Consider the following 22,952-nt stretch of genomic DNA (forward strand, 5'->3'; position numbering starts at 1 on the left):
ATAGCCTCATGACGAGGCTATTTTATATGAACTTTAATTAATTCCATAAATAAATTATGGAATTTAACCTTAGTACTTAAAGTTAATCGCTAAGACAGCATTACGACCATTGCCTTCAAATGCGTAGTGAGCTGCATGTGCACTAGTGAAATAACGCTTATCAGAAATATTATTAATATTAAGCTGTAAGTTTACATTCTTGTTCACGTCGTATTTAGCCATAGCATTGTAAATGGTATAAGTTGGCAAATATTTAGGTGCAGTTGTGTTCACAAAAACTTGATCACGATATTCAACACCAGCGCCTAAAGTCAATTGAGGCATTACTCTGTAAGTAGACCATAAGGTAGCACTGTTTTTCGCTACAAATGGTAATGGTTTACCTTCTTGAGCAACCGCATTATATGCAGCTTCAGTAATTTCACTATCTAAATAGCTATAGCCTGTAGAAACATCCCATTTGTCGGTAATTTTCCCGTTCAAACTAATTTCGAATCCATCAACTTTACTTTTACCAGCATTGGCTGTCGTGTTCGGATCAATTTGGATACGTGTATTTTGCTTTTCAGTACGGAAAACTGCTGCTGTTAAATTAGCACGGTTATTAAACAGGTCCCATTTAGTTCCTAACTCAAAAGTACGAGCTTCTTCTGGTTTTAGATCATTTGCACTCGCACTTGCAGCACCTGAGTCGCTAATAGAATCTGAACCTGTATCACCTTCAGCGAGCACACCTACTGGGTTTGCTGACGTAGCATAGCTTAAATAAATACTACCATCTTCTGTTGGTTTAAAAACTAAACCAGCTTGGTAAGAGAAGTAATCTGTATCGCTTTCTAATTTATCACCAGCTTTATGAGGAGTACGTCCACTTACGTCCTTATTATATTTTTTCTCAGTTTCAAATTTATCCCAACGAACACCTAAGTTAAGTAACCATTGTGGATTAAATTCGATACTATCTAAAGCATACACGCCTACATTATGACTACGAGTGGTCGATTGTGCTGTGATAGATCCACGCTTATCTGTGAAGGCACCATTTCCAGGATTATTTAAACTCGTACACCAGCCATTTGCCACAGCAGCAGCTGAAGTACAGTTTTGAATATTGCTGTCTAAAATGGTCGATGTGGTTTCACCAGCAGCATTAGTAAAAGTATGTACACCCTGATCAGTTTCTTGGAAGCTCCACTCGGTACCAACATTAAAAGAATGCTTTAGGCTACCTGTGTTGAATTTACCTCTTAAAGAAAGCTGATCGCTATAAGCATCGCTATCTAAGATACGGCTTAACGCACGGCGAGCGATTGTGCCTCTGTAAATATTACCCTTAGAGTCATCAGCATTCGTATAAACATAATCAGATTTGGATTTGTTGTAGGTTGCTATATTAGACAAGGTAAGATTTTCATTAAAATCATGTTCTAGCTTAAACGTACCAATGTGGTTTTCGCGTTTGTCGAAATCACGCGCTTTCCAGCCATAGTAGGTTCCAGCTTTTACATCAACAGGCTTGCCGTCACCAGGAGTTACAATAACTCCAACAGGAGGTTTCGTTGGGTTTGCATTGTTAAACGGAATACCTGCATCAGGTTCATCGTTACTACGTAAATAGTAGTAGCTTAGTGTTCCACGAGTTGCCGTATCTAAACCAAATGCAAGACTTGAGGCAATACCGGCACGGGCATATTCTGCACCGTTACTTTGACCAGCTTTTTCATTTTCGTGACCCATAATAACAACACGACCAGCAACTCCGTTGCCAAAGTCTTTGTTGGCATCAAGTTGTATATGACGATAGTTGTCAGTACCACCTTGAACGCTACCTTGGTAAACGTCACCTTCATGAGCTACTTTAGGGATTAAGTTAATGCTTCCACCTACGCTACCGCCACCACCAAGGGCAGAAGAAGAGCCTTTAATAACTTCAACTTGTTCAATGGCAAACATGTCGCGGTTTTGGGAAGTCGTATTACGAACGCCATCGACATAGATAGAAGATTGACCGCTATAACCACGAATGTAAGGCATATCTGTAAACGGTGTGCCGCCTTCACCAGCACCTAATGTAATACCAGGTTCATAGCGTAATGCTTCGAGTAGGGTATTAGAGTTTGTATCTTTAATTAATTTTTGAGAAAGAATAGAGACTGATTTTGGTGTGTCTTTGAGAGGAGCTACGAATTTAGAGTTTGCAGACTGATCTACTTTTAAAGATTCTTCTTGAGTCGCTTTAGTATGAATTGTTGGTAATTGGGAAACTGCTTCTTGCGCCATGGCTGTTGTTGCAATCATTGATAGCGATGAAGCTATTGCAGAAGAAACAATTTTTTTACGTGTTCTAATCAAAGACATAACTTCAAGACTCTAAAACTAAAAGGTTATGCGAATAATAATAATTCTTATTTATATGTACAGTTTGTGTTAATTGGATTTGCCAATTGAATTATGAAGAGAAAATGAATAATTGAATGGTAAATTGTACTTTTATATGGCTAATCTACTGATTATTAGTAATTGTTTATTAAAGCGATTAAATTCAAAGTTTAATTGTAATTTTAGATTTATAAAGAATAACTAAAAAATTAGTTTTACTTAAGTACTTATGAAAAATATTTAAAGAATCATAAAATTACTGTGAAATTTACTAGAATAATGTCCTTCACTTACATGAAGTGATCGGTTAATTTTGTATATCTTGAAAGTTGTCATATAATACAGCACTTTTTTAAAAACTGTTCCTACTAACTAATTTTTATCGAGGAAGCCATGCAAGTAACGACTGAAGCGGTTTCGGGCGTTGCCCGTCGTTTAAATGTGTCTGTACCGACGAGCCGTATTAACGAGCAATTTGAAGCTCGTTTGAAGCGCACTGCCAAAACTGTGAAGATCAACGGCTTCCGTCCAGGTAAAGTACCTGAAAACGTTGTTCGTCGCGAATACGGTGCAAGCATTTATCAAGAAGTTGTAAATGACATCATTCGTGATAGCGTTTTTGAAGCAATTCAACAAGAAAAAATCAATGCGGTAGGTATGCCGAACATTGAGAAAGTTGAACATAAAGAAGACGCTTTAGTTTTTGAAGCAACTGTAGAAGTTTATCCAGAAGTTGAAGTAAAAGCATTTGACGGCTTAGAAGTTGAACGTAAATCAGCTGAAATTAAAGACGCTGACGTTGACGCTATGATCGAAAACTTGCAAAAACAACGTCAAACTTGGGCTGTAACCAAGGGTATGGCGAAAAAAGACATGCAAGTGACTTTTGACTTTGAAGGCACTATCGATGGTGAGAAGTTTGAAGGCGGTTCTGCTGAAGACTTTAAACTTGTGTTAGGTTCAGGTCGTATGATTCCTGGCTTTGAAGACGGCATCATTGGTATGAAAGCTGGTGAAGAGAAAGTAATTGATGTTACTTTCCCAGAAGACTACCAAGCTGAAAACTTGGCTGGTAAAGCAGCTCAGTTCAAAATCACTGTGAAGCAAGTTGAAAAATCAAAACTTCCAGAAATTGATGCTGAATTCTTGAAAATCTTCGGTGTAACTGAAGAAGAAGGCGTTGAGAAATTAAAAGCTGACGTTCGTAAGAATATGGAACGTGAAGTTCGCAATGGTTTACGTAACCAAGTTAAACAAGCTGCTTTTGATGCACTTGTTGCTGCGAACGAAGTTGAAGTTCCAACTGCAATGGTTGCGCAAGAAATTGACCGCCAACGTCAACAAATGGTTCAACAGTTCACTCAACAATTTGGTGGTGCAGGCGCGCAATCTTTTGACAAGAGCATGCTTCCTGACGAATTGTTCAAAGAACAAGCAGAGCGTTCTGTTAAGCTTGGCGTATTGGTAAGCAAAGTTTTAGCTGATGCTAAACTTGAAGTTGACCAAGCTCGCGTTGATGCTTACATTGACGACATGGCTTCTTCTTACGAAGATCCAACTGAAGTGATTGAATACTTCAAAAATGATGCTCAACAACGTGCTCAAATCGAAGCAGTTGTATTAGAAGATCAAGTTGTTGATCACATCTTAGCTGGTGCTAAAGTGACTGATAAAGCTGTATCTTATGATGACTTATTGAAAGAACAACAAGCTCGCCGTATGGGCTAATCTTTTAAGAAGTCAGAAAAAGGCGCCTGAGGCGCCTTTTTTGTTTTTCTTTATGTGGTCAATTAGAGTGCGGCATTAAGTACTTAGGTATAAATAATATAATATTTCAGTGCGAACCTTTTGCAATTTGAGAAATTATCCCGCATATTGTTGCCATAGGTTAAGTCACAAAAAATTTAGGAATAAATAACGTATGTATGTTCCAACAATTGAAAATGCTTTAGTTCCTGTTGTGGTTGAACAATCTTCTCGCGGCGAACGTTCTTTTGATATTTATTCACGACTTTTACGTGAGCGCGTCATTTTTTTGACAGGTGAAGTTGAAGATAACATGGCAAATCTGATTGTTGCCCAAATGTTGTTTTTAGAAGCTGAAAATCCTGATAAAGATATCCACCTTTATATCAACTCTCCAGGTGGATCTGTGACAGCGGGCATGGCCATTTATGACACAATGCAGTTTATTAAGCCTGATGTCGTGACATATTGTATGGGGCAAGCTGCTTCAATGGGTGCATTCTTGTTAAATGCGGGCGCTAAAGGCAAACGCTATTGTTTAGAAAATGCCCGTGTCATGATTCATCAACCATTGGGTGGTTTCCGTGGTCAAGCATCGGATATTGAAATCCATGCGCGTGAAATTCTCTTTATTAAAGAACGTTTGAACCGCTTAATGGCAGAGCACAGTGGTCAAGACTATGAAACCGTTGCTCGTGATACTGATCGTGATAACTTTATGACAGCCCAAGCTGCTAAAGAATATGGTCTGGTTGATCAGGTGTTAAGTAAGCGTCCATAAGGACCTTCTTATATAAATAACTTGAGATGTTGAAAAAGATCTCCATTTAGTTATTTATGCAGTGCATCTTGCCCTAATATTTAAGATTCTATTTGTGGAGTGAATATGTCCGAACATCCTCAAGGACAAAAACATTGTTCATTTTGCGGTAAAACGCAGTCTGAAGTCGGGAAACTGATTGCAGGTGAGGACGCATATATTTGTAATGAATGTGTGGATGTCTGCTTAGACCTTGTACAAACCAGCCAACAGGTTGAAGCAGGTGACTGGGCGAGCAAGGCATTGCCAAAACCACATGAAATACGTGCTGCGCTTGATCAATATGTTATTGGTCAAGATCTTGCCAAAAAGACACTCTCTGTTGCGGTTTATAACCATTATAAACGCTTGAAAGTGGGCCATAATGGCCATGTGTCTAAAGAAGTAGAAATTGCTAAAAGTAACATTCTACTGATTGGACCAACTGGTTCAGGTAAAACTTTACTTGCGCAAACATTAGCTCGCCTTTTAGATGTTCCATTTGCGATGGCAGATGCAACAACATTAACCGAAGCGGGTTATGTGGGTGAAGATGTTGAAAATATTGTGCAAAAGCTTTTGCAAAAGGCAGACTACGATGTAGAAAAGGCTCAGAAGGGCATTATCTATATCGACGAGATTGATAAGATTACTCGTAAATCTGAAAATCCATCAATTACGCGTGATGTGTCTGGTGAAGGTGTACAACAAGCATTATTAAAAATGATTGAAGGTACAGTTGCTTCGATTCCTCCTCAAGGTGGTCGTAAGCATCCACAGCAAGAATTTATCCAAATTGACACCTCAAATATCTTATTTATTTGTGGTGGTGCATTTTCTGGCTTGGAAAAAATTGTACAACAGCGTCAAGAGAAAGGCGGTATTGGTTTTACAGCTGACGTTAAAAACAAAGATGAAACCAAAAAGCTTGCTGAATTGTTCCGTCAGGTTGAGCCAACTGACTTAGTGAAATTTGGTTTAATTCCAGAATTCATTGGTCGTTTACCAGTGATTGCGACACTTGAAGAGCTAGACGAAGAAGCTTTAATGCAAATTTTGACTGAGCCAAAAAATGCATTAACACGCCAGTATCAATATCTTTTCACTATGGAAAATGTTGATCTGATCTTTGAAGATTCTGCATTACGTGCTGTTGCTAAAAAAGCGCTTGAACGTAATACGGGTGCGCGTGGTCTACGTTCTATTATGGAAAACGTACTGCTTGAAACTATGTATGATTTACCAAGTCGTACAGATGTTGGAACAGTCATTATTAATGAAGCAGTCATTAATGGTGAAGCAGAACCTGTTTATCAGGCTGAACGCCAACCTAAAGAAGCTGCAACGCATGAAAGTGTTGCTAAGGCAGATTTAAAGGTTATTGATTCGAAGTCTGCATAGATTTCATTCATCTAAAAAGCATGAATCGCGTTAGTGATTCATGCTTTTTTTGTTTTCAATTTATATGGGTAGTGTTAATCTTAAAAATACAAAATACGCATAGTTTTGCGGTGTAAAAAATAAATCAAAAACAAAACGCTTTGAGGGATGCCATGCGTTATTTAATCGTATCTTTGTGCTGTGCAGGACTATTTGTGGGCTGTCAAAGTTCATCTCATTTAGAAAAAAATCCGAGTGAATTGACTGCGACTCTACCTAAAGTTGATGTTGAAAAAGAACCTGGTTTATTAGATCAATATCATTTAGGCGGTTTTACTGTGGGAGGGTGGGTCAACCAAAAATTGGGTCAGACTTTTGCTCCAATTAAACCACAAAATGAACAGGCTGCTGTAGTTTATCTATATCGACCGGACACAAAATGGAATCGTCAGGAAATTGCAGCGATTAATCTCTTTGTGAATGGTAAGCGCATTCCGAGTCTATTACATAATCATTATTACTGGATTGAATTACCAGCAGGAACGTATCGTCTTTCAGCAAGTCGCCCTTTACTTGGTATCCATTTTCAAGAACCAAAATATATTGATATCACTGTTGAGGCGGGAACGTCTTATTATTTGAAATATGATGAAGAAAATAAAATGGACCGAAGTGAACATACTGGTCCATTTATGTTAATGCAAGACAATATTGGACGTAGAGAGATAGCATTTACCGAGCTTAAATCTTCTAGCTACAACTTTGTTGCTGAAGATACTTCAGGAAAGATTCGACATAAACCACAGGAATTAAAACCTGCTAAATATGATGAAAAATCAGATGTACATCTGATTAAGCCATTTAAATTATGGAATCCTTTAACTTGGTAATGAGCTGCAAAAGATAAAGAAAAGTTAAGACTTTTCTTTATCTTTCATGAGTGGGGCAAGAATTTTAAGCATCTCTTCTTGCATATGATCCCTTGCTTTAGGGTCATTAAAGGTCTGTTGACCCAACTCCATCATATATTCTGAAATTTGCCCCATAATTTGCACGTTCTTGCGTGTAATTGATTGGCCTTCTGGGGTTTTTAAAAATTTCAGATTAGCCTGAATTTCCTCTTCAGTATAAGTCTTAAGATAAATATCCTGTAAGGCTTGGGCGGTTTTTGGATTGCTAATGAGCTGATTGCTCGAATCTTTTAGGAGTAAACCTAACTTCTTCGCGGCCTCTTTTTCTTTTGGACCTAAAGTTTTGATACCCGTGATATTACTAACGATCTGTGCTGCCTGTTGATCATAATAAGGTGTTAATTCATTAATTGATTCTTTAAGCAGGTAATCAATTTGGCTCATTTGCATGAGTTCTTTAACTGAACTTAATTTGGCAGGAGAGGCAAATAAGCTTGTGGTAATACAGCTTAGGCAGAGGCTGATTGAGAGATTTTTAAGAATAGGGCGAATAGTCATGAAATGACCTATATTCAATATTTGGCGAGAGGGTGCTTTCATTAATAGCACAGATTGACGAAGTAATTGTTACAATTCTTTTCAGATTTTAAAATAAAAAAAGAATGCATAAAAAAAGCACCGAATTCGGTGCTTTTCTTGATTAGCCAGCTGCTGCATCGACTACTGGAATTTTTCCAATTTTCGCTTGCCAGATTTTTGGAGCTACTGCGTGAATTGAAGTACCGTTTACATCAACTGCAACAGAAACAGGCATATCTTCAACTACGAATTTGTAGATGGCTTCCATACCTAAGTCTGCAAACGCAACAACTTCAGCTTCGCGAACAGCTTTAGATACGAGGTAAGCCGCACCACCAACTGCCATTAAGTAAGTTGCTTTGTTGTCTTTGATTGCTTCAATTGCTGTAGGACCACGGTCAGCTTTACCGATCATACCGAATAGACCAGTATGCTCTAATACTTTACGTGTGAATTTATCCATACGTGTTGCAGTTGTAGGACCAGCAGGACCAACGACTTCATCACCCACTGGATCAACAGGGCCAACGTAGTAAATAAACTTACCTTTAAGATCAACTGGTAATTCTTCACCATTGTCGATCATTTCAACCATACGTTTGTGCGCAGCATCACGACCTGTGTACATTGTTCCGCTAAGAAGTAATGTGTCACCTGGTTTCCAAGAATCCATTTCTTCTTGAGTAATGGTATCAAGGTTTACACGTTTAGACTGTGAAGAGTCCCAAGTTACAGATGGGTAGTCTTCAAGTTTTGGTGCTTGAATATGAGCTACACCTGTACCATCAAGCTGGAAGTGAGCATGACGAGTAGCAGCACAGTTAGGAATCATACCTACTGGTTTACCAGCAGCGTGACATGGGTAATCTTTAATCTTAATATCAAGAACAGTCGTTAAACCGCCAAGACCTTGTGCACCAATACCAAGTGCATTTACTTTTTCAAAGATTTCGATACGAAGTTCTTCGATTTTGTTCTCTGGTCCACGACGAAGTAATTCGTCCATGTTGATTTCTTCCATGAGCGCTTCTTTAGCAAGCATCATGGCTTTTTCAGCAGTACCACCAATACCAATACCGAGCATGCCAGGAGGACACCAGCCTGCACCCATAGTTGGAACAGTTTTAAGTACCCAGTCAACAATTGAGTCAGATGGGTTAAGCATCGCAAGTTTAGATTTGTTTTCTGAACCGCCACCTTTAGCAGCAACAGTAATATCTACTTTGTTACCCGGAACGAGTTTGTAGTGAATTACAGCAGGGGTATTATCTTTTGTATTTTTACGACCAAATGCAGGGTCAGCAAGTACAGAAGCACGAAGAACGTTGCTGTTTTCAAGGTAACCTTGGCGAACACCTTCATTTACTGCATCGTCTAAGCTCATCGTTAAATCAAATTTAACATCTAAGCCCACTTCAAGGAAAACGTTAACAATACCAGTATCTTGGCAAATTGGACGATGACCTTCCGCACACATGCGAGAGTTAATTAGAATCTGTGCAATTGCATCCTTTGCGGCTTTGTTTTCTTCGCGATCATAAGCACGGCTCATCGCTTGGATAAAGTCTTGCGGGTGATAGTACGAAATAAACTGTAGGGCGTCCTTGATCGATGTAATCAAGTCATCTTGTTTGATAATCGTTGTCATACCAGAAAATCTCTTGAGCGGGCTGTTAGCTAGCGGGCTAAATTATATGACAAAAAGACAGTGTTGTGGGAGATTGGTTGATCTTTTGACCGAAAGTCGCATAAGAACATATTGATGTGATTTAAAAGAGACAAATCAGAAAATTATTTATTTTTGAATGACTAAAATAAAAAAGCCATTTGAGCGAATATCAAATGGCGAGAGGTAGTAAAGGTTAATTATATTAATTATTTGGCAGCGGCTTGCTGTTCTGCCTGAATTGCCGTTAATGCAATGGTAAAGACGATGTCATCTACCAATGCTCCACGAGACAAGTCATTGACTGGTTTGTTGAGGCCTTGCAGCATTGGTCCAACGCTCACAACATTTGCAGCACGCTGTACTGCTTTATATGTCGTATTACCCGTATTTAAATCTGGGAAGATAAATACATTCGCACGGCCAGCAACGCGTGAGTCTGGTGCTTTTTGACGACCCACACTTTCAACTGAAGCTGCATCGTATTGAAGTGGACCATCAATCAGTAAATCAGGACGACGTTGCTGAGCAATTTGAGTTGCTTGCTGTACTTTTTCAACATCAGCACCTGTTCCAGAAGTACCAGTTGAGTAGCTGATCATGGCAATACGCGGATCAATTCCAAAAGCTTTTGCAGAGTCAGCAGACTGAATTGCAATTTCAGCAAGTTGTTCTGCTGTCGGGTCTGGATTAATCGCACAGTCGCCATATACATAAACTTCATCTGGTAAAAGCATAAAGAATATTGATGAAACCAGTGAATAATCAGGGGCTGTCTTGATGAGCTGGAATGCTGGGCGGACCGTATTTGCTGTGGTGTGTACTGCACCTGAAACTAAGCCATCGACTTGATCTAAGGCTAACATCATGGTACCAAGCACAACAGTATCTTGAAGCTGTTCTTTCGCTTGCAGCTCGTTGAGTTTGCCTTTACGTAGCTCAACCATTGGTGCAACGTATTGATCACGAATACTATCAGGGTCAACAATTGCCAATTCAGCAGGTAATTCAATACCACGTGCTTTGGCAACATCGTGCACAGCATCTGGTTTAGCTAACAAAATACAGTCAGCAATACCACGTGCCTGACAAATTGCCGCAGCTTGAATGGTGCGTGGTTCATCACCTTCAGGTAGCACAATCCGTTTTTTAGCTGCAATTGATTTTTGCACCAGTTCATGACGGAAAGCCGATGGCGACAGGCGAGGGGTAGCGGCATTATTGCTATGCTGCTTAAGCCATTCAACATCAATATGACTTGAAACAAATCGAGTCACTTGCTCAGCTCGTTCGGTATCGTCTGTTGGAATTTCATTGCCAAAATTAGATAAACGCTGAGCAGTTTCAAGTGTGTTTAAACGGGTATGTAAAATCGGTAACCCTTGTTTAATTGCACTTTGACAAAAGTCTAAAAGCTCTGGTGCTGGCGCTTCTCTTTCGGTAAGAACTAAACCTGCAAGAGGAATACCATTGCTGGTTGCCAAACTACTTGCAAGTAAAACGTCGGTACGCTCAGATGCGCTAATAATTAATTCGCCTGCAATGAACTTATTCAATTCATATTCAATGCTTGAAGCAATTAAACTCGAATGCAAAATACGACGTGTTTTAGCTTCACCTTGATGTACCCATTGCCCATCAATGACATTTGCAATATCAAGTGTTCTTGGTACGCTTAACGTGTTGCTAAATGGAACCAGCCCAATAATCGGTAAATCACTAGAACCAAAATAACGATTATATTTTTGCAGTTCAGTCGTAAATTTTGCGATTTCTTCAGTGGGACGTAACGATGGATCAAACGCAACAGGAATTTGTGCTGTTTCTTCGGTTAATCCACGGGTACGCATAAAGAGTACACCAGCAGTACGATTTGATGTTGCTCCACCAAACTGGCGTAAATGAGCATCTACCTTTTCTGCTGCTTTTTTCGGGTTTTGAATATCTGCTGTACTGACCAGCACGACTTCTGCATCAAGCGCTTGTGCAAGACTTGCGTTAAGTTCACTGGCGAAGTGATCTTGTCCGTTAGGTAATAAGCCTTCCACAATAATGACATCATGGTCTGCTGCAACACTACGATGAAGGCTAACCGCTTCTTCAAGTAATTCATCTACTTCCCCAGCGGCAATAAGCTGAGTTAATTTTTCATGCGAAATAGATTGAACAGTTTTACTTTGAAATAAATGACCAAATAATGAAGTGGTTCGGTCAAGATGCTCTTGGTCTTCTTGAGAAAATGGTTTTAAAAAGCCTGCTTTAATTCCGTTGCAATCAAGTGCGTAAATCATGCCTAAGCAGGCAGAGGTTAAGCCAACCCCTTCGCCTGTAGGAATCAATAAAATTGTATTCATATAAACCTATAAATAAACGAATATCGAGTTTTCGCTAAGCTCTAATTAAGCAAGGCTTGCTACAGATGCTGTATTTTCTGCCGCTTCAACAACTTGACGAGTTTCTTTGGCAATACGGCCTTCTTCGTCTGTAGGAATGACCCAAATTTGTGGACCATTTCCGTTGTCGATTCGCCCTTCAGTGCCACGTTTTAGGTTGTTGTTTTGATCTTTATCAAGCTGCAAACCAAAATGAGGTAAATAAGCTAAGGTTTTTTCACGAATATAGGCTGAGTTCTCGCCAATACCACCTGTGAAGATTAAGCCGTCCAGAGTCGGTAAACCACAGCTTAATGCAGCAAGTGATTTTGCAAGGCGATAGCTAAACACTTCAATTGCAAGGCAAGCATCTTCATTACCATTTTCAGCAGCTTCAATCACTGTACGCATGTCGTTAGACAGTTGAGATAAACCTAGTAAGCCACTTTCGTTATTTAAAACTTTATCAATTTTAGCCAAGTCCCAACCGAGATTTTTCGCAAGGAAGCTATGTAAGCTTGGATCAACGTCACCACTACGTGTTCCCATCACTACACCTTCAAGTGGAGTAAGACCCATGGAGGTATCAACACTTTGTCCATTCCACACTGCGCAAGTTGAACTGCCATTTCCTAGATGCGCTGTTAACCATCCACCTTTTTTCAGGTTACCTGCCAGCTCACTCGCTTTGTCAGACACATAGGCGTGGCTTGTACCATGGAAGCCATAACGGCGGACGTTGTGGTCAGTATATAAAAACTTAGGAATTGCATAACGGTATGCATGCGGTGGCATGGTTTGATGGAATGCAGTGTCGAATACGGCAACTTGAGGTAATTCAGGAAATAGACGTACGGTTGCGTCAATACCAATTAAATGTGCTGGGTTATGAAGTGGGGCTAAAGGTGTCGCAGCACGAATACGTTCAATAATTTCAGGAGTGAGTAATTCTGCTTTGGTTAAACTACCCCCGTGTACAACACGATGTCCGATTGCTTGCGGTTTGTAGTTGGCAAGACGTGCAAGTAAAGTTTCTAAAGCTTTGGCATGGTCAGCATAAGGGATTGAAAGTTCAAGTGGTTCACCACCTACTGTAATTCCCTTAATACGAGCATCAGCTGCCCCCAAGTTTTCTGCTAAACCGTAAATACGATCTTCACGACGCTCTGAAACCAGTGCGTATTTAATAGATGAAGAGCCGCAATTGATAACTAATACTGATGTAGCCACGTTGAAATACCCAAGTCCTGATTTAAAATAGTTTTCCTAACTTCCTGTTCAAGATGTATTATTTTTCGATACAGATTGAACGGGTTGTCATGTTTTAACATGTGTTGTTTTTCTGTCCAAGATAGACTTTAGCCCATTAGACTTAAGCACTATCGACCATCAAATTATTTGTAACTAACATTTATCCAGTATAAAGCTTAACCACTGTATTCCTTGTTTTTTTATACGTGTAGAAACGAGTTTTTTGTATATATTTATGAAAGGTAAATTTCTATTTAATGTATTTTTCAAATATTTGGTATAAATTTTTTAAAAAAAAAGGAGTGGTGTTATTTTAATCAAACTATAGGGGAGTATTACAAATAATATACGTAAATGAAATTAAATTTTAATCGTTTATATATAGGTTAAAATATATAAATCATAAACATTTTTAATATAAAACTTAGTATAAAAAAGTCGGTATAAATACATTTATAAGAATATTTTATTGCTTTGATATTATGAGAATTTTCTCATAGTTGTTAGAGGCTAATATACCAATAAATATAGCCAAAAATAAAAACAGCTTCTTGTTTAAAACTTAAACATAATTTGTATTTAATACCCATGCTCCGGTATCACCGTAAAATTTACTAGGGCTTGCATGTCGCTTTTTGCCTTAATAATATTGTTCCTTCCCCTTATCAAATGATGATGAAATATATCATTTGGTCTATTTTTATGTTCCGGCTTATCCGGTTGTACAGGAGCGTCCAGCATGGACTTGCCGAATCCAATATTGGCAAAAGTGACCGAGCGTGTAATCGCACGTAGTCAAAAAACTCGTTCTGCATATTTACAACGTATTGAACATGCACAAGGCAAATTTCCTGCTCGTGGAGCACTTTCATGTGCCAATCTGGCTCATGGTTTTGCCAGTATGGACGATAATGAAAAATTAATTATTAAAGTAGGCCGTGAACCAAATATTGGCATCGTATCTTCATATAACGAAATGCTGTCGGCTCACGCACCATATAAAACATTTCCAGATTTAATTAAAAATGCCGCTCGCGAAAATGGGGGAGTAGCGCAGTTTGCAGGTGGTGTTCCTGCGATGTGTGACGGTATTACCCAAGGTAATGCTGGCATGGAACTGTCATTGTTTTCTCGTGAAACCATTGCGATGAGTACAGCGATTGCATTGTCTCATAACATGTTTGACGCAGCTTTATGTCTTGGTGTTTGTGACAAGATCGTGCCGGGCTTGCTCATTGGTGCTTTGCAGTTTGGCTATTTACCTACTATTTTTGTGCCAGCTGGCCCAATGACCAGTGGTCTATCTAACGATGAGAAAGCTAAAATTCGTCAGCAATTTGCAACGGGTCAGGTTGGCCGAGATGCTTTGCTAGAAGCTGAGTCAGCTGCTTATCATGGTCAAGGGACCTGTACTTTTTATGGTACAGCCAACAGTAATCAAATGCTGATGGAAGTAATGGGCTTACATTTGCCAAGTGCCGCATTTGTTCATCCTCATACACCATTACGTGATGCACTCACCGCAGAAGCGGCGATTCGTGTACTTGATTTAACAGTTGAGCGTGGAAACTACACGCCGATTGGTCATGTGATTGATGAAAAAGCCATTATCAATGGCATCGTGGCGTTACTCGCTACCGGTGGTTCAACCAACCATACTTTGCATTTGATTGCGATTGCTCGCGCTGCTGGTATCTTGATTGACTGGGATGACTTCGATGAGTTATCGGCTGTTGTTCCATTACTCGCAAAAATCTATCCAAATGGTAAGGCTGATGTAAACCATTTCCAAGCTGCGGGTGGGGTCGCTTTCCTCATTCGTAACTTACTTGAAGCTGGTCTGTTGCATAACGATGTAACGACTGTGGCTGGTAAAGGTTTACAGCACTACACCAAAGAGCCGAAATTGATTGATGGTAAGCTCACTTGGGTTGACAGTGTGGTTCAAAGTCTTGATGACAAAGTTTTACGTAGCATTGATGCGCCGTTTCAACCAGATGGTGGCTTGCGTTTAATGCAAGGTCGCCTTGGCCGTGGTGTGATCAAGATTTCTGCTGTTGCGCAAGAACACCGTAAAGTTAAAGCTCCAGCAATTGTGTTTGATTCTCAAGAAGCAGTGCAAGCTGCATTTGATCGTGGTGAATTACATCGAGACTTTATTGCAGTTGTTCGTTTCCAAGGTGCGCGTGCTAACGGTATGCCTGAATTGCATCGTTTAACTCCTGTGTTGGGTGTTTTACAAGATCAAGGTTTCCACGTTGCTTTAGTCACTGATGGCCGTATGTCTGGTGCTTCAGGTAAAGTTCCTGCGGTGATTCATTTATCTCCAGAGGCCTTACTAAATGGGCCGATTGCTAAAGTGCAAACAGGCGATATGTTAATCATTGATGCTGAGGCTGGCGTACTCGATGTTGAAATAGATGAACAGACTTGGCAGTCGCGTCCTGTTGCTCAGCCAGAACATCAGGCAGAAAACGAAGTTGGCTTTGGCCGTGAATTATTTGGTGTTTTCCGTGCTGCTGCTGCGCCAGCTGAACATGGAGCATCTGTATTTGGTGCATTGGTTGGTGAAAATTCACCAGAGCAGATTTGAATCAAAGGAACTGAAAAATAATGATTAAAATTGAAGATATCGTCAAATTAGGCCCAGTTATCCCTGTATTGGCATTTGATTCTGCTGAGCAAGGTGAGGATGTATCACGTGCTTTACATGCAGGTGGCGTGAAAGTTCTTGAGATTACATTGCGTACCGCTGCTGGTCTTGCTGCTATTGAGCGTGCTAGCCAATTAGCTGATGACATTGTGGTGGGTGTAGGTACGATTACCAAGCCAGAACACTGTGCTCAAGCTAAAAAAGCAGGTGCTCAATTTGGGGTATCTCCTGGTTTGACTAAAGACCTACATTTGGCTGCGCAAGATGCTGGCTTACCTCTATTGCCGGGTGTGATGACACCAAGTGACCTGATTCAAGCGATTGAATTGGGTTATGACATTGTGAAGTTCTTCCCAGCTCAACAGGCAGGTGGCGTTGAGATGCTAAAAGCATTTTATGGTCCATTTCCAAACTTGCGCTTTTGTCCGACTGGTGGAATTACGGCAGAGTCAGCGCCAGATTTCTTAAAACAACCTAACGTGGTTTGTGTAGGTGGTTCATGGTTAACACCTAAAGCTACTGTAGCTGCCCAAGACTGGGCTGAAATTACTCGCTTGGCACAAATTGCGAGTCAGTTGAGAGCACTGTAGATGTAGTCGATATTTATAAAAAATGAAGTGCATTTTATGTGCTTTAAAGGCTGTATTGATGTGACCAGTTTGTGCTGGTCACACCTAAATATAAAAATTTAATGTCTTAACAGTAGGAATTACTGTGGTTGAAGACCCTTGTTTAGGCAGTGTGCCTAAATAATTATTCCAAGGAGAAGTGTCCCATGGAGACGGTTCAGGGTGGCATGTTACTGATCTACACTGTAATCGCGATTATTGCTTTAGTGGTCATGATCGCGAAGTTTAGAATTTATCCATTTTTAGTTCTTATTATTGTTTCACTCGGTTTAGCCTTGGCTGTTGGCATGCCAATGGGTGATATTGTTAAGTCTTATGAAGCTGGTACAGGTAAAACCTTAGGTCACCTTGCGATTGTAATCGCACTAGGAACAATGCTCGGTAAAATGATGGCCGAGTCTGGTGGCGCAGAGCGAATAGCAATTACTTTAATTAAGTGGTTTGGTGAGAAAAATATTCACTGGGCCATGATGTTTATTGCCCTTATTGTTGGTCTTCCCGTATTTTTCGAAGTAGGTTTCGTTCTACTCATTCCAATTGCATTCAACATTGCCAAGCGAACAGGCAAATCTTTACTGGTTGTTGGCTTGCCAATGGTTGCAGGTTTGTCGGTTGTGCATGGGTTAATTCCACCACATCCAGCGGCACTGTTGGCAGTACAGGCTTACCATGCTGATATCGGTAAAACGATTGCTTATAGTCTGATAGTGGGTGTGCCAACGGCTATCGTCGCTGGGCCACTGTATGCATTGTGGATCAACAAATACGTCAAATTGCCTGAGAATAACCCGTTAGCGAAGCAGTTTATTGAAGCAGATACGAATAGAACTCGTGAGCTACCAAGCTTTGGGATTACCTTATTCACAATTATGCTGCCTGTAGTATTAATGTTGGTTGGAAGCTGGGCTGATCTGTTCTTTGCACCACAGACTTTCGCAAATGATTTGCTACGTTTTATTGGTACTTCTGATATCGCATTACTCATTGCCGTACTGGTCAGCTTTATTACCTTTGGTACGATGCAGGGCTTTAACCGTGAACAAATTGAAAAATTCTGCGGTGGGTGTTTAGCTTCTATTGCTGGGATTATGTTGATTGTAGGTGCTGGTGGTGGTTTTGGCGGCATTTTGCGTGACACCGGTATTTCTAATGAGATTGTTTCTACAGCATTGAAGGCAAATTTATCGCCGTTATTGTTAGGCTGGTTTGTTGCAGCACTGATTCGTTTGGCAACAGGATCGGCAACGGTGGCTATGGCTACAGCGTGTAGTATTGTCGCTCCAATTGCAGCTACGGCGGGTGTCGCAGTTAGGCCAGAACTTTTAGTACTTGCCACAGGTTCAGGTTCATTAGTTTTCTCACATGTAAATGACGCAGGATTCTGGTTAATCAAAGAATATTTCGGTATGACAGTAGGGCAGACACTCAAGACTTGGTCAGTATTAGAAACGATCATTTCAGTGTTGGGTTTATCTTTCACGCTACTGCTTAGCACTATTTTATAATTAAAGGTGAGTAATCCATGATTGTGATTGCAATGGGTGTCTGTGGAACAGGTAAAACCCTAATTGGTGAATTGTTATCAGAGCGTTTGGCTTGTGAGTTCCTTGATGGCGATACGCTTCATTCAGCTGCAAATAAAAGTAAGATGAGTCAAGGTATTCCCTTAACTGATGAAGACCGCTTGCCATGGTTACAGGCAATTCGTCAGGCCATTGAAACCAAACAGAGAGACGGTGAAACGGCTGTATTTACATGCTCATCTTTAAAACGCATGTATCGCGATATTTTAAGAGGTCAGGATCAGAATGTTAAGTTTGTCTACTTAAAAGGTTCTTATGAGTTATTACAGCAACGACTTGCAGAAAGATCAGGTCATTTTTTTGACCCAGCGTTGCTACAAACCCAGCTAGACACATTAGAGGAACCTGATGTGAATGAAGCAATTGCTATTGATATTGCTCTCACACCAGAACAGATTATTGAACAAGTCATCCAGAAGCTAGGGGTGACTGATAGTGTGTGTCGGGGGTAAATTCATCTAGAAAGATTATCAACGCTTTAAGATATTCACCTTGTGGTTTACGGTTCAAGCAAGGTGAGTACGGATAATAATAGTGATATTGACCCGAATAAAACCTGATTACAGGGGCGAGTTCGGGAATATATAAAAGACATACGAATAATAAGGTATTAAGAAGAATGAATCAGTTAAATAATCTACAGCTTAAATTCCCAGTAGTGGACAGTATTCCTGAAAGTGTGCGTCTGCCTTCCCAAATTCATCAGCGTGTCTCATTAGTGGACGGTGAGTTGAAGCTATGGGCTGGTGCAACCAAGAAAACATTATCTCCAATCTGGATTCAGCAGCCTGACGGTAGCCTACAGCAAGTTGAGCTTGGTAGTTATCCTGTTATGGGTGAAAAAGAAAGCGATGAAGCACTAGAAGCAGCGGTAAGGGCTTACAACAATGGTCGTGGCGAATGGCCAATGATGAAGGTTGGTGAGCGCATTGCCTGTATGCAAAATTTTATTCAGCGTATGGTGGAGCAGCGAGATCTGATTATTAAGCTGATCATGTGGGAAATTGGCAAAAGCTTGGCGGATTCAGAGAAAGAATTTGACCGTACGATTACCTACATGCGTCAAACGATTGATGCTCTGAAAGATTTAGATAATGCCAACTCCCGCTTTGTAATTGCTGAAGGTACGATTGGACAAATCCGTCGTACTCCATTAGGCGTAGTGTTGTGTATGGGACCATACAACTACCCACTGAACGAAACCTTTGCAACTCTGATCCCAGCCATGCTGATGGGTAATACCATTATTTTTAAACCACCTCAATTTGGGACTTTGTTGTTTGAACCGTTACTAGAAGCGTTCCGTTATTCATTTCCAAAAGGTGTGATCAATACGATTTATGCACCAGGCTCTCTAGTGGTACCCCATCTATTGGCATCTGGGCAAATTAATGTACTGGCATTGATTGGCTCTAGTAAAGTGGCTGATCACTTGAAGAAGCAACATCCTAAATCTCACCGTCTGCGTGCGATTTTGGGATTGGATGCGAAGAATGCAGCCATTATTCTGCCAGATGCTGATTTGGATCTGACAGTGAAAGAGTGTCTGTTGGGCGCATTGTCATTCAATGGTCAGCGTTGTACAGCTTTAAAAATGCTGATGGTGCACCGCTCGATAGCTGATGAGTTTGTTAACCGTTTAACGACGGAGCTGGCTAAACTGAAAGTAGGTATGCCGTGGGAAAAAGGTGTGTTTATTACTCCGTTACCAGGTATGCACCGTACGGCCTACATGACTGAAGTGATTGAAGATGCTGTGGCTAAAGGGGCAAAAGTAGTTAATCCGGAAGGTGGTGAGTTCTGCAAAACCATGTTCTATCCAGCCGTAGTTTATCCAGTGACTGAGGGGATGAGACTGTATCGTGAAGAGCAGTTCGGTCCAGTGATACCAGTCTCTGTTTATGATGATATTGAAACTGTGCTGGAATATGTTACTACTTCTGATCATGGTCAGCAGGTGAGTATTTTTGGTAGTGACCCTGAGCAAATTGGCCATTTAGTTGATCCGCTGGTTCATCAAGTCTGTCGTGTAAACATCAATTGTCAATGTCAGCGTGGCCCTGATGTATTCCCGTTCGGTGGTCGTAAAGATTCCGCGGAAGGTACACTGTCTGTGCATGATGCTCTACGAGCGTTCTCTATCCGTTCTATGATTGCTGCTAAACAAACAGATGATAGCAAAGGCATGTTGGCCTCTATGGTGTCTGAGCACTATTCTAAATTCGTGAATACCGACTTTATTTTCTAATTAATAACTTGAATAATAAAAAAACGCCTGAAATTGATCAGGCGTTTTTATTTGAACTCATAGATTAATTATTGGCGAATTTGACCGTCACCTAACACAATCCATTTTTGAGAAGTTAAGCCTTCTAAGCCAACAGGACCGCGGGCATGAATTTTATCTGTAGAGATACCAATTTCTGCCCCTAAGCCATATTCAAAACCATCAGCAAAACGAGTTGAAGCATTGATTACAACTGAGCTTGAGTCTACACGAGCTAAGAATTGACGAGCTAAAGTGTAGTTTTCAGTCACAATTGCATCGGTGTGATGTGAACCATATTTGTTGATATGGTCAATTGCTTCATCAATACCGCTAACCACTTTAACAGCAAGAATTGGCCCTAAATATTCGGTATACCAATCTTCTTCTGTTGCAGGTTTTACAGAGGCACCCAAAATACGGCGTGTTTCTGGGCAGCCACGTAATTCAACTTGTTTTTCAGTATACAGTTCGGCAATGCGTGGTAAGAAAACGTCTGCAATTTTTTCATCAACAAGCAGTGTTTCCATCGCATTACAAACACCGTAACGATGTGTTTTTGCATTTAATGTAATTGGTAAAGCTTTTTGCAAGTCGGCCTGTGCTTCAACAAATACATGGCAGTTACCATCAAGATGTTTAATGACAGGAATACGCGCTTCGTTGGTTACGCGCTCAATTAAGCTTTTACCGCCACGTGGAACGATTACATCTACATATTCAGCCATGGTGATGAGATGACCAACAGCTGCACGGTCAGAAGTTTCAATGACTTGTACTGAATGCTCAGGTAAACCGGCAACTTTTAAACCATGCTTAATTGCTTCTGCGATTGCTTTATTTGATTCGAGTGCTTCTGAACCACCGCGTAAAATAATGGCATTGCCTGATTTAATCGCTAAAGATGCAGCTTCAAGTGTTACGTTTGGACGTGATTCATAAATCATACCAACAACACCTAAAGGTACACGCATTTTTCCAATTTGAATACCTGTGGGGCGATATGCAAGATCCGTAATTTCCCCAATTGGATCGACAAGCGCGATCACATCTTTTAAACCTTGCAACATCCCTTTAAAGCGTGCGGGCGTAAGCTCAAGACGATCAAGTAAGGCGCTGTCGAGCTGGTTGCTACGACCTTTATCCATGTCGATTTGATTCGCCGCCAAAATTGCTGCCTGATTATTTTCTAAAGCAGTATAAATAGCAGAGAGTGCATGATTTTTTAGTGAGGTAGAAGCACTTGTTAAGACGCGTGAGGCCTCGCGTGCTTGTTGCCCAACTTTTTGCATATATTGTTCAATTGAATCTTGCATAGCATTTTTTAATCATTTACCAATGAGTAAGATAGTAGCAGTCAAATGCGGAACAATGAATGGCTTTTTTTGAAAAATGTGACCGCCATAAAAAAACATTTAAATATTTTGCAAACTATTAGCGACTTAAACAAGATGAGCGGTCATTTCAGCGATTGCGTATATTTCAGACAATTGTTTAGAATGTTATTGTGCAATACAAACTAATACAAATTTTAAAGTTTTGTGCATAAAAGATTACGTGTTCAAGAAGGAACTCTTGCAGCATAAAAAAATTACAGCAAGGAGGAAGCAAGGATATGAATTCCATTATTCAAATGGATTCGGAGATCAACCAAGCTTATGCCGGTTTTGGCTTTTTCGATATCTACCATAGAGATAGTTTTAAACAACCTGCTCGTACAACATGGATTGACGGTTGGAAAATTGAATATATGGCAATTGCCGATCCTAAAACGATTCACAAAACGCCGATTGTGATTGTTGGTGGTGCTTTCCAGAATTTTAATTCTTATAAATATTGTGTTGAACAATTGTTTGAAAGTGGTCCGGTTATTTTAATTGATTTACCTTCGATGGGTGCAAATCAGCAAATTACTAATCGCGACACAGGAGTATCTGCGGGTACTTTAGAACTTCCTGATTTATCTGAAATGTTAGGACGTTGGTTAGATATCGTTGGAATACAAAAAGTTTCTGTAATGGGAATGTCTTTAGGGTCCGTGATTGCCTCTTGTTTTGCTCATCAGCGCCCAGATTTGATGGATCGTATGATCTTGATGGGAGTTATGCAAAAGACTCGTAAAAGTTGGCGAATGATTTTGGAAGAGTCGCTCAAACTCATGCAGGAAAACCGCATGGAAGAGTTTGGGCAAGCTGTTATTTTGTATTTAGTTAATCATGCAAAATTAGATAAAACTCGTATGTCACCAACCGCTAAAAAGTTATTTTTTAGACAAATGGCCGAGTTTACGGGGACTGAGCGAGAACGTTATGAAATTAACTGTAATCGTCTTTTGCGTTTAACAGATGTACCTATTCCAGAGTGCAAAACGTTGGTTGCAGCAGGGCAGTACGACAGTTTTACTCTGCCTCATGAAAATGCCAATTTTGCTTTGCAATGTCCAGATATGGAATTTGCGCTTATTGCAAACGCTGATCATGTGCCTCAATTACAGCGCCGTAAAGAAACCATGAGTTTGTTCACTTCATTTTTGAAGGGTGAATCTATCCAAAATCTAGATGGTATTATTCCAATGACGCGTGACCAGATGCAAAAGATGGAGCGCCGTGGTGAAGAGCGAGTTCCAGTTTTGCAACCGAACACGGCTTTGTTGCACAAAGATTTGAAAGGCAAAGCGCCCCTAATTGAGCCAAATTTAAGGCGTAACTTGGGTAAGTGGTCGACCTAATTCCGTAAAT

Annotated in this window: 17 protein-coding genes; 10 read left to right on the forward strand and 7 right to left on the reverse strand. The window is 40.3% G+C overall.

The window, feature by feature from the left end:
* Positions 1–69 precede the first annotated feature (69 nt).
* Positions 70–2,358, reverse strand: a complete 2,289-nt coding sequence (locus MKL51_RS01785) for a TonB-dependent receptor (protein ID WP_032005620.1) — start codon at positions 2,356–2,358, stop codon at positions 70–72.
* A gap of 414 nt (positions 2,359–2,772) precedes the next feature.
* Here MKL51_RS01785 and tig point away from each other — a divergent pair, with 414 nt between their 5' ends.
* The 4 genes from tig (at position 2,773) to MKL51_RS01805 (ending at position 7,194) form a co-directional block, all read left to right on the forward strand.
* The gene (gene tig, locus MKL51_RS01790) at positions 2,773–4,107 is read left to right on the forward strand and encodes a trigger factor (RefSeq protein ID WP_002114878.1); all 1,335 of its coding nucleotides are present in this window, start codon (positions 2,773–2,775) and stop codon (positions 4,105–4,107) included.
* A gap of 193 nt (positions 4,108–4,300) precedes the next feature.
* On the forward strand, positions 4,301–4,906 hold the full coding sequence (gene clpP, locus MKL51_RS01795; RefSeq protein ID WP_002114870.1) for an ATP-dependent Clp endopeptidase proteolytic subunit ClpP: 606 nt from the start codon (positions 4,301–4,303) through the stop codon (positions 4,904–4,906).
* A 105-nt stretch (positions 4,907–5,011) separates the two neighbouring features.
* Positions 5,012–6,325: an ATP-dependent Clp protease ATP-binding subunit ClpX gene (gene clpX / locus MKL51_RS01800; protein ID WP_002114726.1), complete on the forward strand. Its 1,314-nt coding sequence runs from the start codon at positions 5,012–5,014 to the stop codon at positions 6,323–6,325.
* 152 nt (positions 6,326–6,477) lie between these two features.
* A complete protein-coding gene (locus MKL51_RS01805; RefSeq protein ID WP_014208323.1) occupies positions 6,478–7,194 on the forward strand; it encodes a DUF2846 domain-containing protein in 717 nt (238 codons plus the stop codon).
* A gap of 24 nt (positions 7,195–7,218) precedes the next feature.
* On the opposite strand, the gene MKL51_RS01810 is transcribed toward MKL51_RS01805, so the two are convergent.
* The 5 genes from MKL51_RS01810 to MKL51_RS01830 all read right to left on the reverse strand — a co-directional run bounded on the left by MKL51_RS01810 (position 7,219) and on the right by MKL51_RS01830 (position 13,163).
* Complete coding sequence (locus tag MKL51_RS01810) at positions 7,219–7,773, reverse strand: DUF2059 domain-containing protein (protein WP_032005613.1); 555 nt, start codon at positions 7,771–7,773, stop codon at positions 7,219–7,221.
* Positions 7,774–7,915: 142 nt separating this feature from the next.
* Complete coding sequence (locus MKL51_RS01815) at positions 7,916–9,442, reverse strand: fumarate hydratase (protein WP_002115045.1); 1,527 nt, start codon at positions 9,440–9,442, stop codon at positions 7,916–7,918.
* A gap of 227 nt (positions 9,443–9,669) precedes the next feature.
* On the reverse strand, positions 9,670–11,814 hold the full coding sequence (gene pta / locus MKL51_RS01820; protein ID WP_032005611.1) for a phosphate acetyltransferase: 2,145 nt from the start codon (positions 11,812–11,814) through the stop codon (positions 9,670–9,672).
* A gap of 45 nt (positions 11,815–11,859) precedes the next feature.
* The gene (locus MKL51_RS01825; protein WP_032005610.1) at positions 11,860–13,062 is read right to left on the reverse strand and encodes an acetate/propionate family kinase; all 1,203 of its coding nucleotides are present in this window, start codon (positions 13,060–13,062) and stop codon (positions 11,860–11,862) included.
* Entirely contained in the window at positions 13,044–13,163 is a 120-nt protein-coding gene (locus MKL51_RS01830) for a hypothetical protein (protein ID WP_014208326.1), read from the reverse strand. The genes MKL51_RS01825 and MKL51_RS01830 overlap by 19 nt, the downstream gene beginning before the upstream one ends.
* Before the next feature lie 659 nt (positions 13,164–13,822).
* On the opposite strand from MKL51_RS01830, the gene edd reads away from it, so the two are divergent.
* From edd to MKL51_RS01855, 5 genes are all read left to right on the forward strand, one after another.
* Complete coding sequence (gene edd / locus MKL51_RS01835) at positions 13,823–15,676, forward strand: phosphogluconate dehydratase (protein WP_017482031.1); 1,854 nt, start codon at positions 13,823–13,825, stop codon at positions 15,674–15,676.
* 20 nt (positions 15,677–15,696) lie between these two features.
* Positions 15,697–16,326 carry a bifunctional 4-hydroxy-2-oxoglutarate aldolase/2-dehydro-3-deoxy-phosphogluconate aldolase gene (eda, locus tag MKL51_RS01840; protein WP_009390833.1) on the forward strand — a complete coding sequence of 210 codons (630 nt, stop codon included), beginning with the start codon at positions 15,697–15,699 and terminating at the stop codon, positions 16,324–16,326.
* Positions 16,327–16,511: 185 nt separating this feature from the next.
* Entirely contained in the window at positions 16,512–17,870 is a 1,359-nt protein-coding gene (locus MKL51_RS01845) for a GntT/GntP/DsdX family permease (protein ID WP_002115035.1), read from the forward strand.
* 17 nt (positions 17,871–17,887) lie between these two features.
* Positions 17,888–18,400: a gluconokinase gene (locus MKL51_RS01850; protein WP_014208329.1), complete on the forward strand. Its 513-nt coding sequence runs from the start codon at positions 17,888–17,890 to the stop codon at positions 18,398–18,400.
* Between the two features lie 167 nt (positions 18,401–18,567).
* Positions 18,568–20,196 carry an NADP-dependent glyceraldehyde-3-phosphate dehydrogenase gene (locus tag MKL51_RS01855; RefSeq protein WP_017482032.1) on the forward strand — a complete coding sequence of 543 codons (1,629 nt, stop codon included), beginning with the start codon at positions 18,568–18,570 and terminating at the stop codon, positions 20,194–20,196.
* A 68-nt stretch (positions 20,197–20,264) separates the two neighbouring features.
* On the opposite strand, the gene MKL51_RS01860 is transcribed toward MKL51_RS01855, so the two are convergent.
* Positions 20,265–21,530, reverse strand: a complete 1,266-nt coding sequence (locus MKL51_RS01860; RefSeq protein WP_017482033.1) for a glutamate-5-semialdehyde dehydrogenase — start codon at positions 21,528–21,530, stop codon at positions 20,265–20,267.
* Between the two features lie 299 nt (positions 21,531–21,829).
* Between MKL51_RS01860 and MKL51_RS01865 the strand changes: the two genes are divergently transcribed.
* The gene (locus MKL51_RS01865) at positions 21,830–22,942 is read left to right on the forward strand and encodes an alpha/beta fold hydrolase (RefSeq protein WP_228716640.1); all 1,113 of its coding nucleotides are present in this window, start codon (positions 21,830–21,832) and stop codon (positions 22,940–22,942) included.
* Positions 22,943–22,952: the final 10 nt, after the last annotated feature.

It is taken from the genome of Acinetobacter sp. AOR18_HL, assembly GCF_027855145.1.
GTDB classification, from domain to species: Bacteria; Pseudomonadota; Gammaproteobacteria; order Pseudomonadales; family Moraxellaceae; genus Acinetobacter; species Acinetobacter pittii.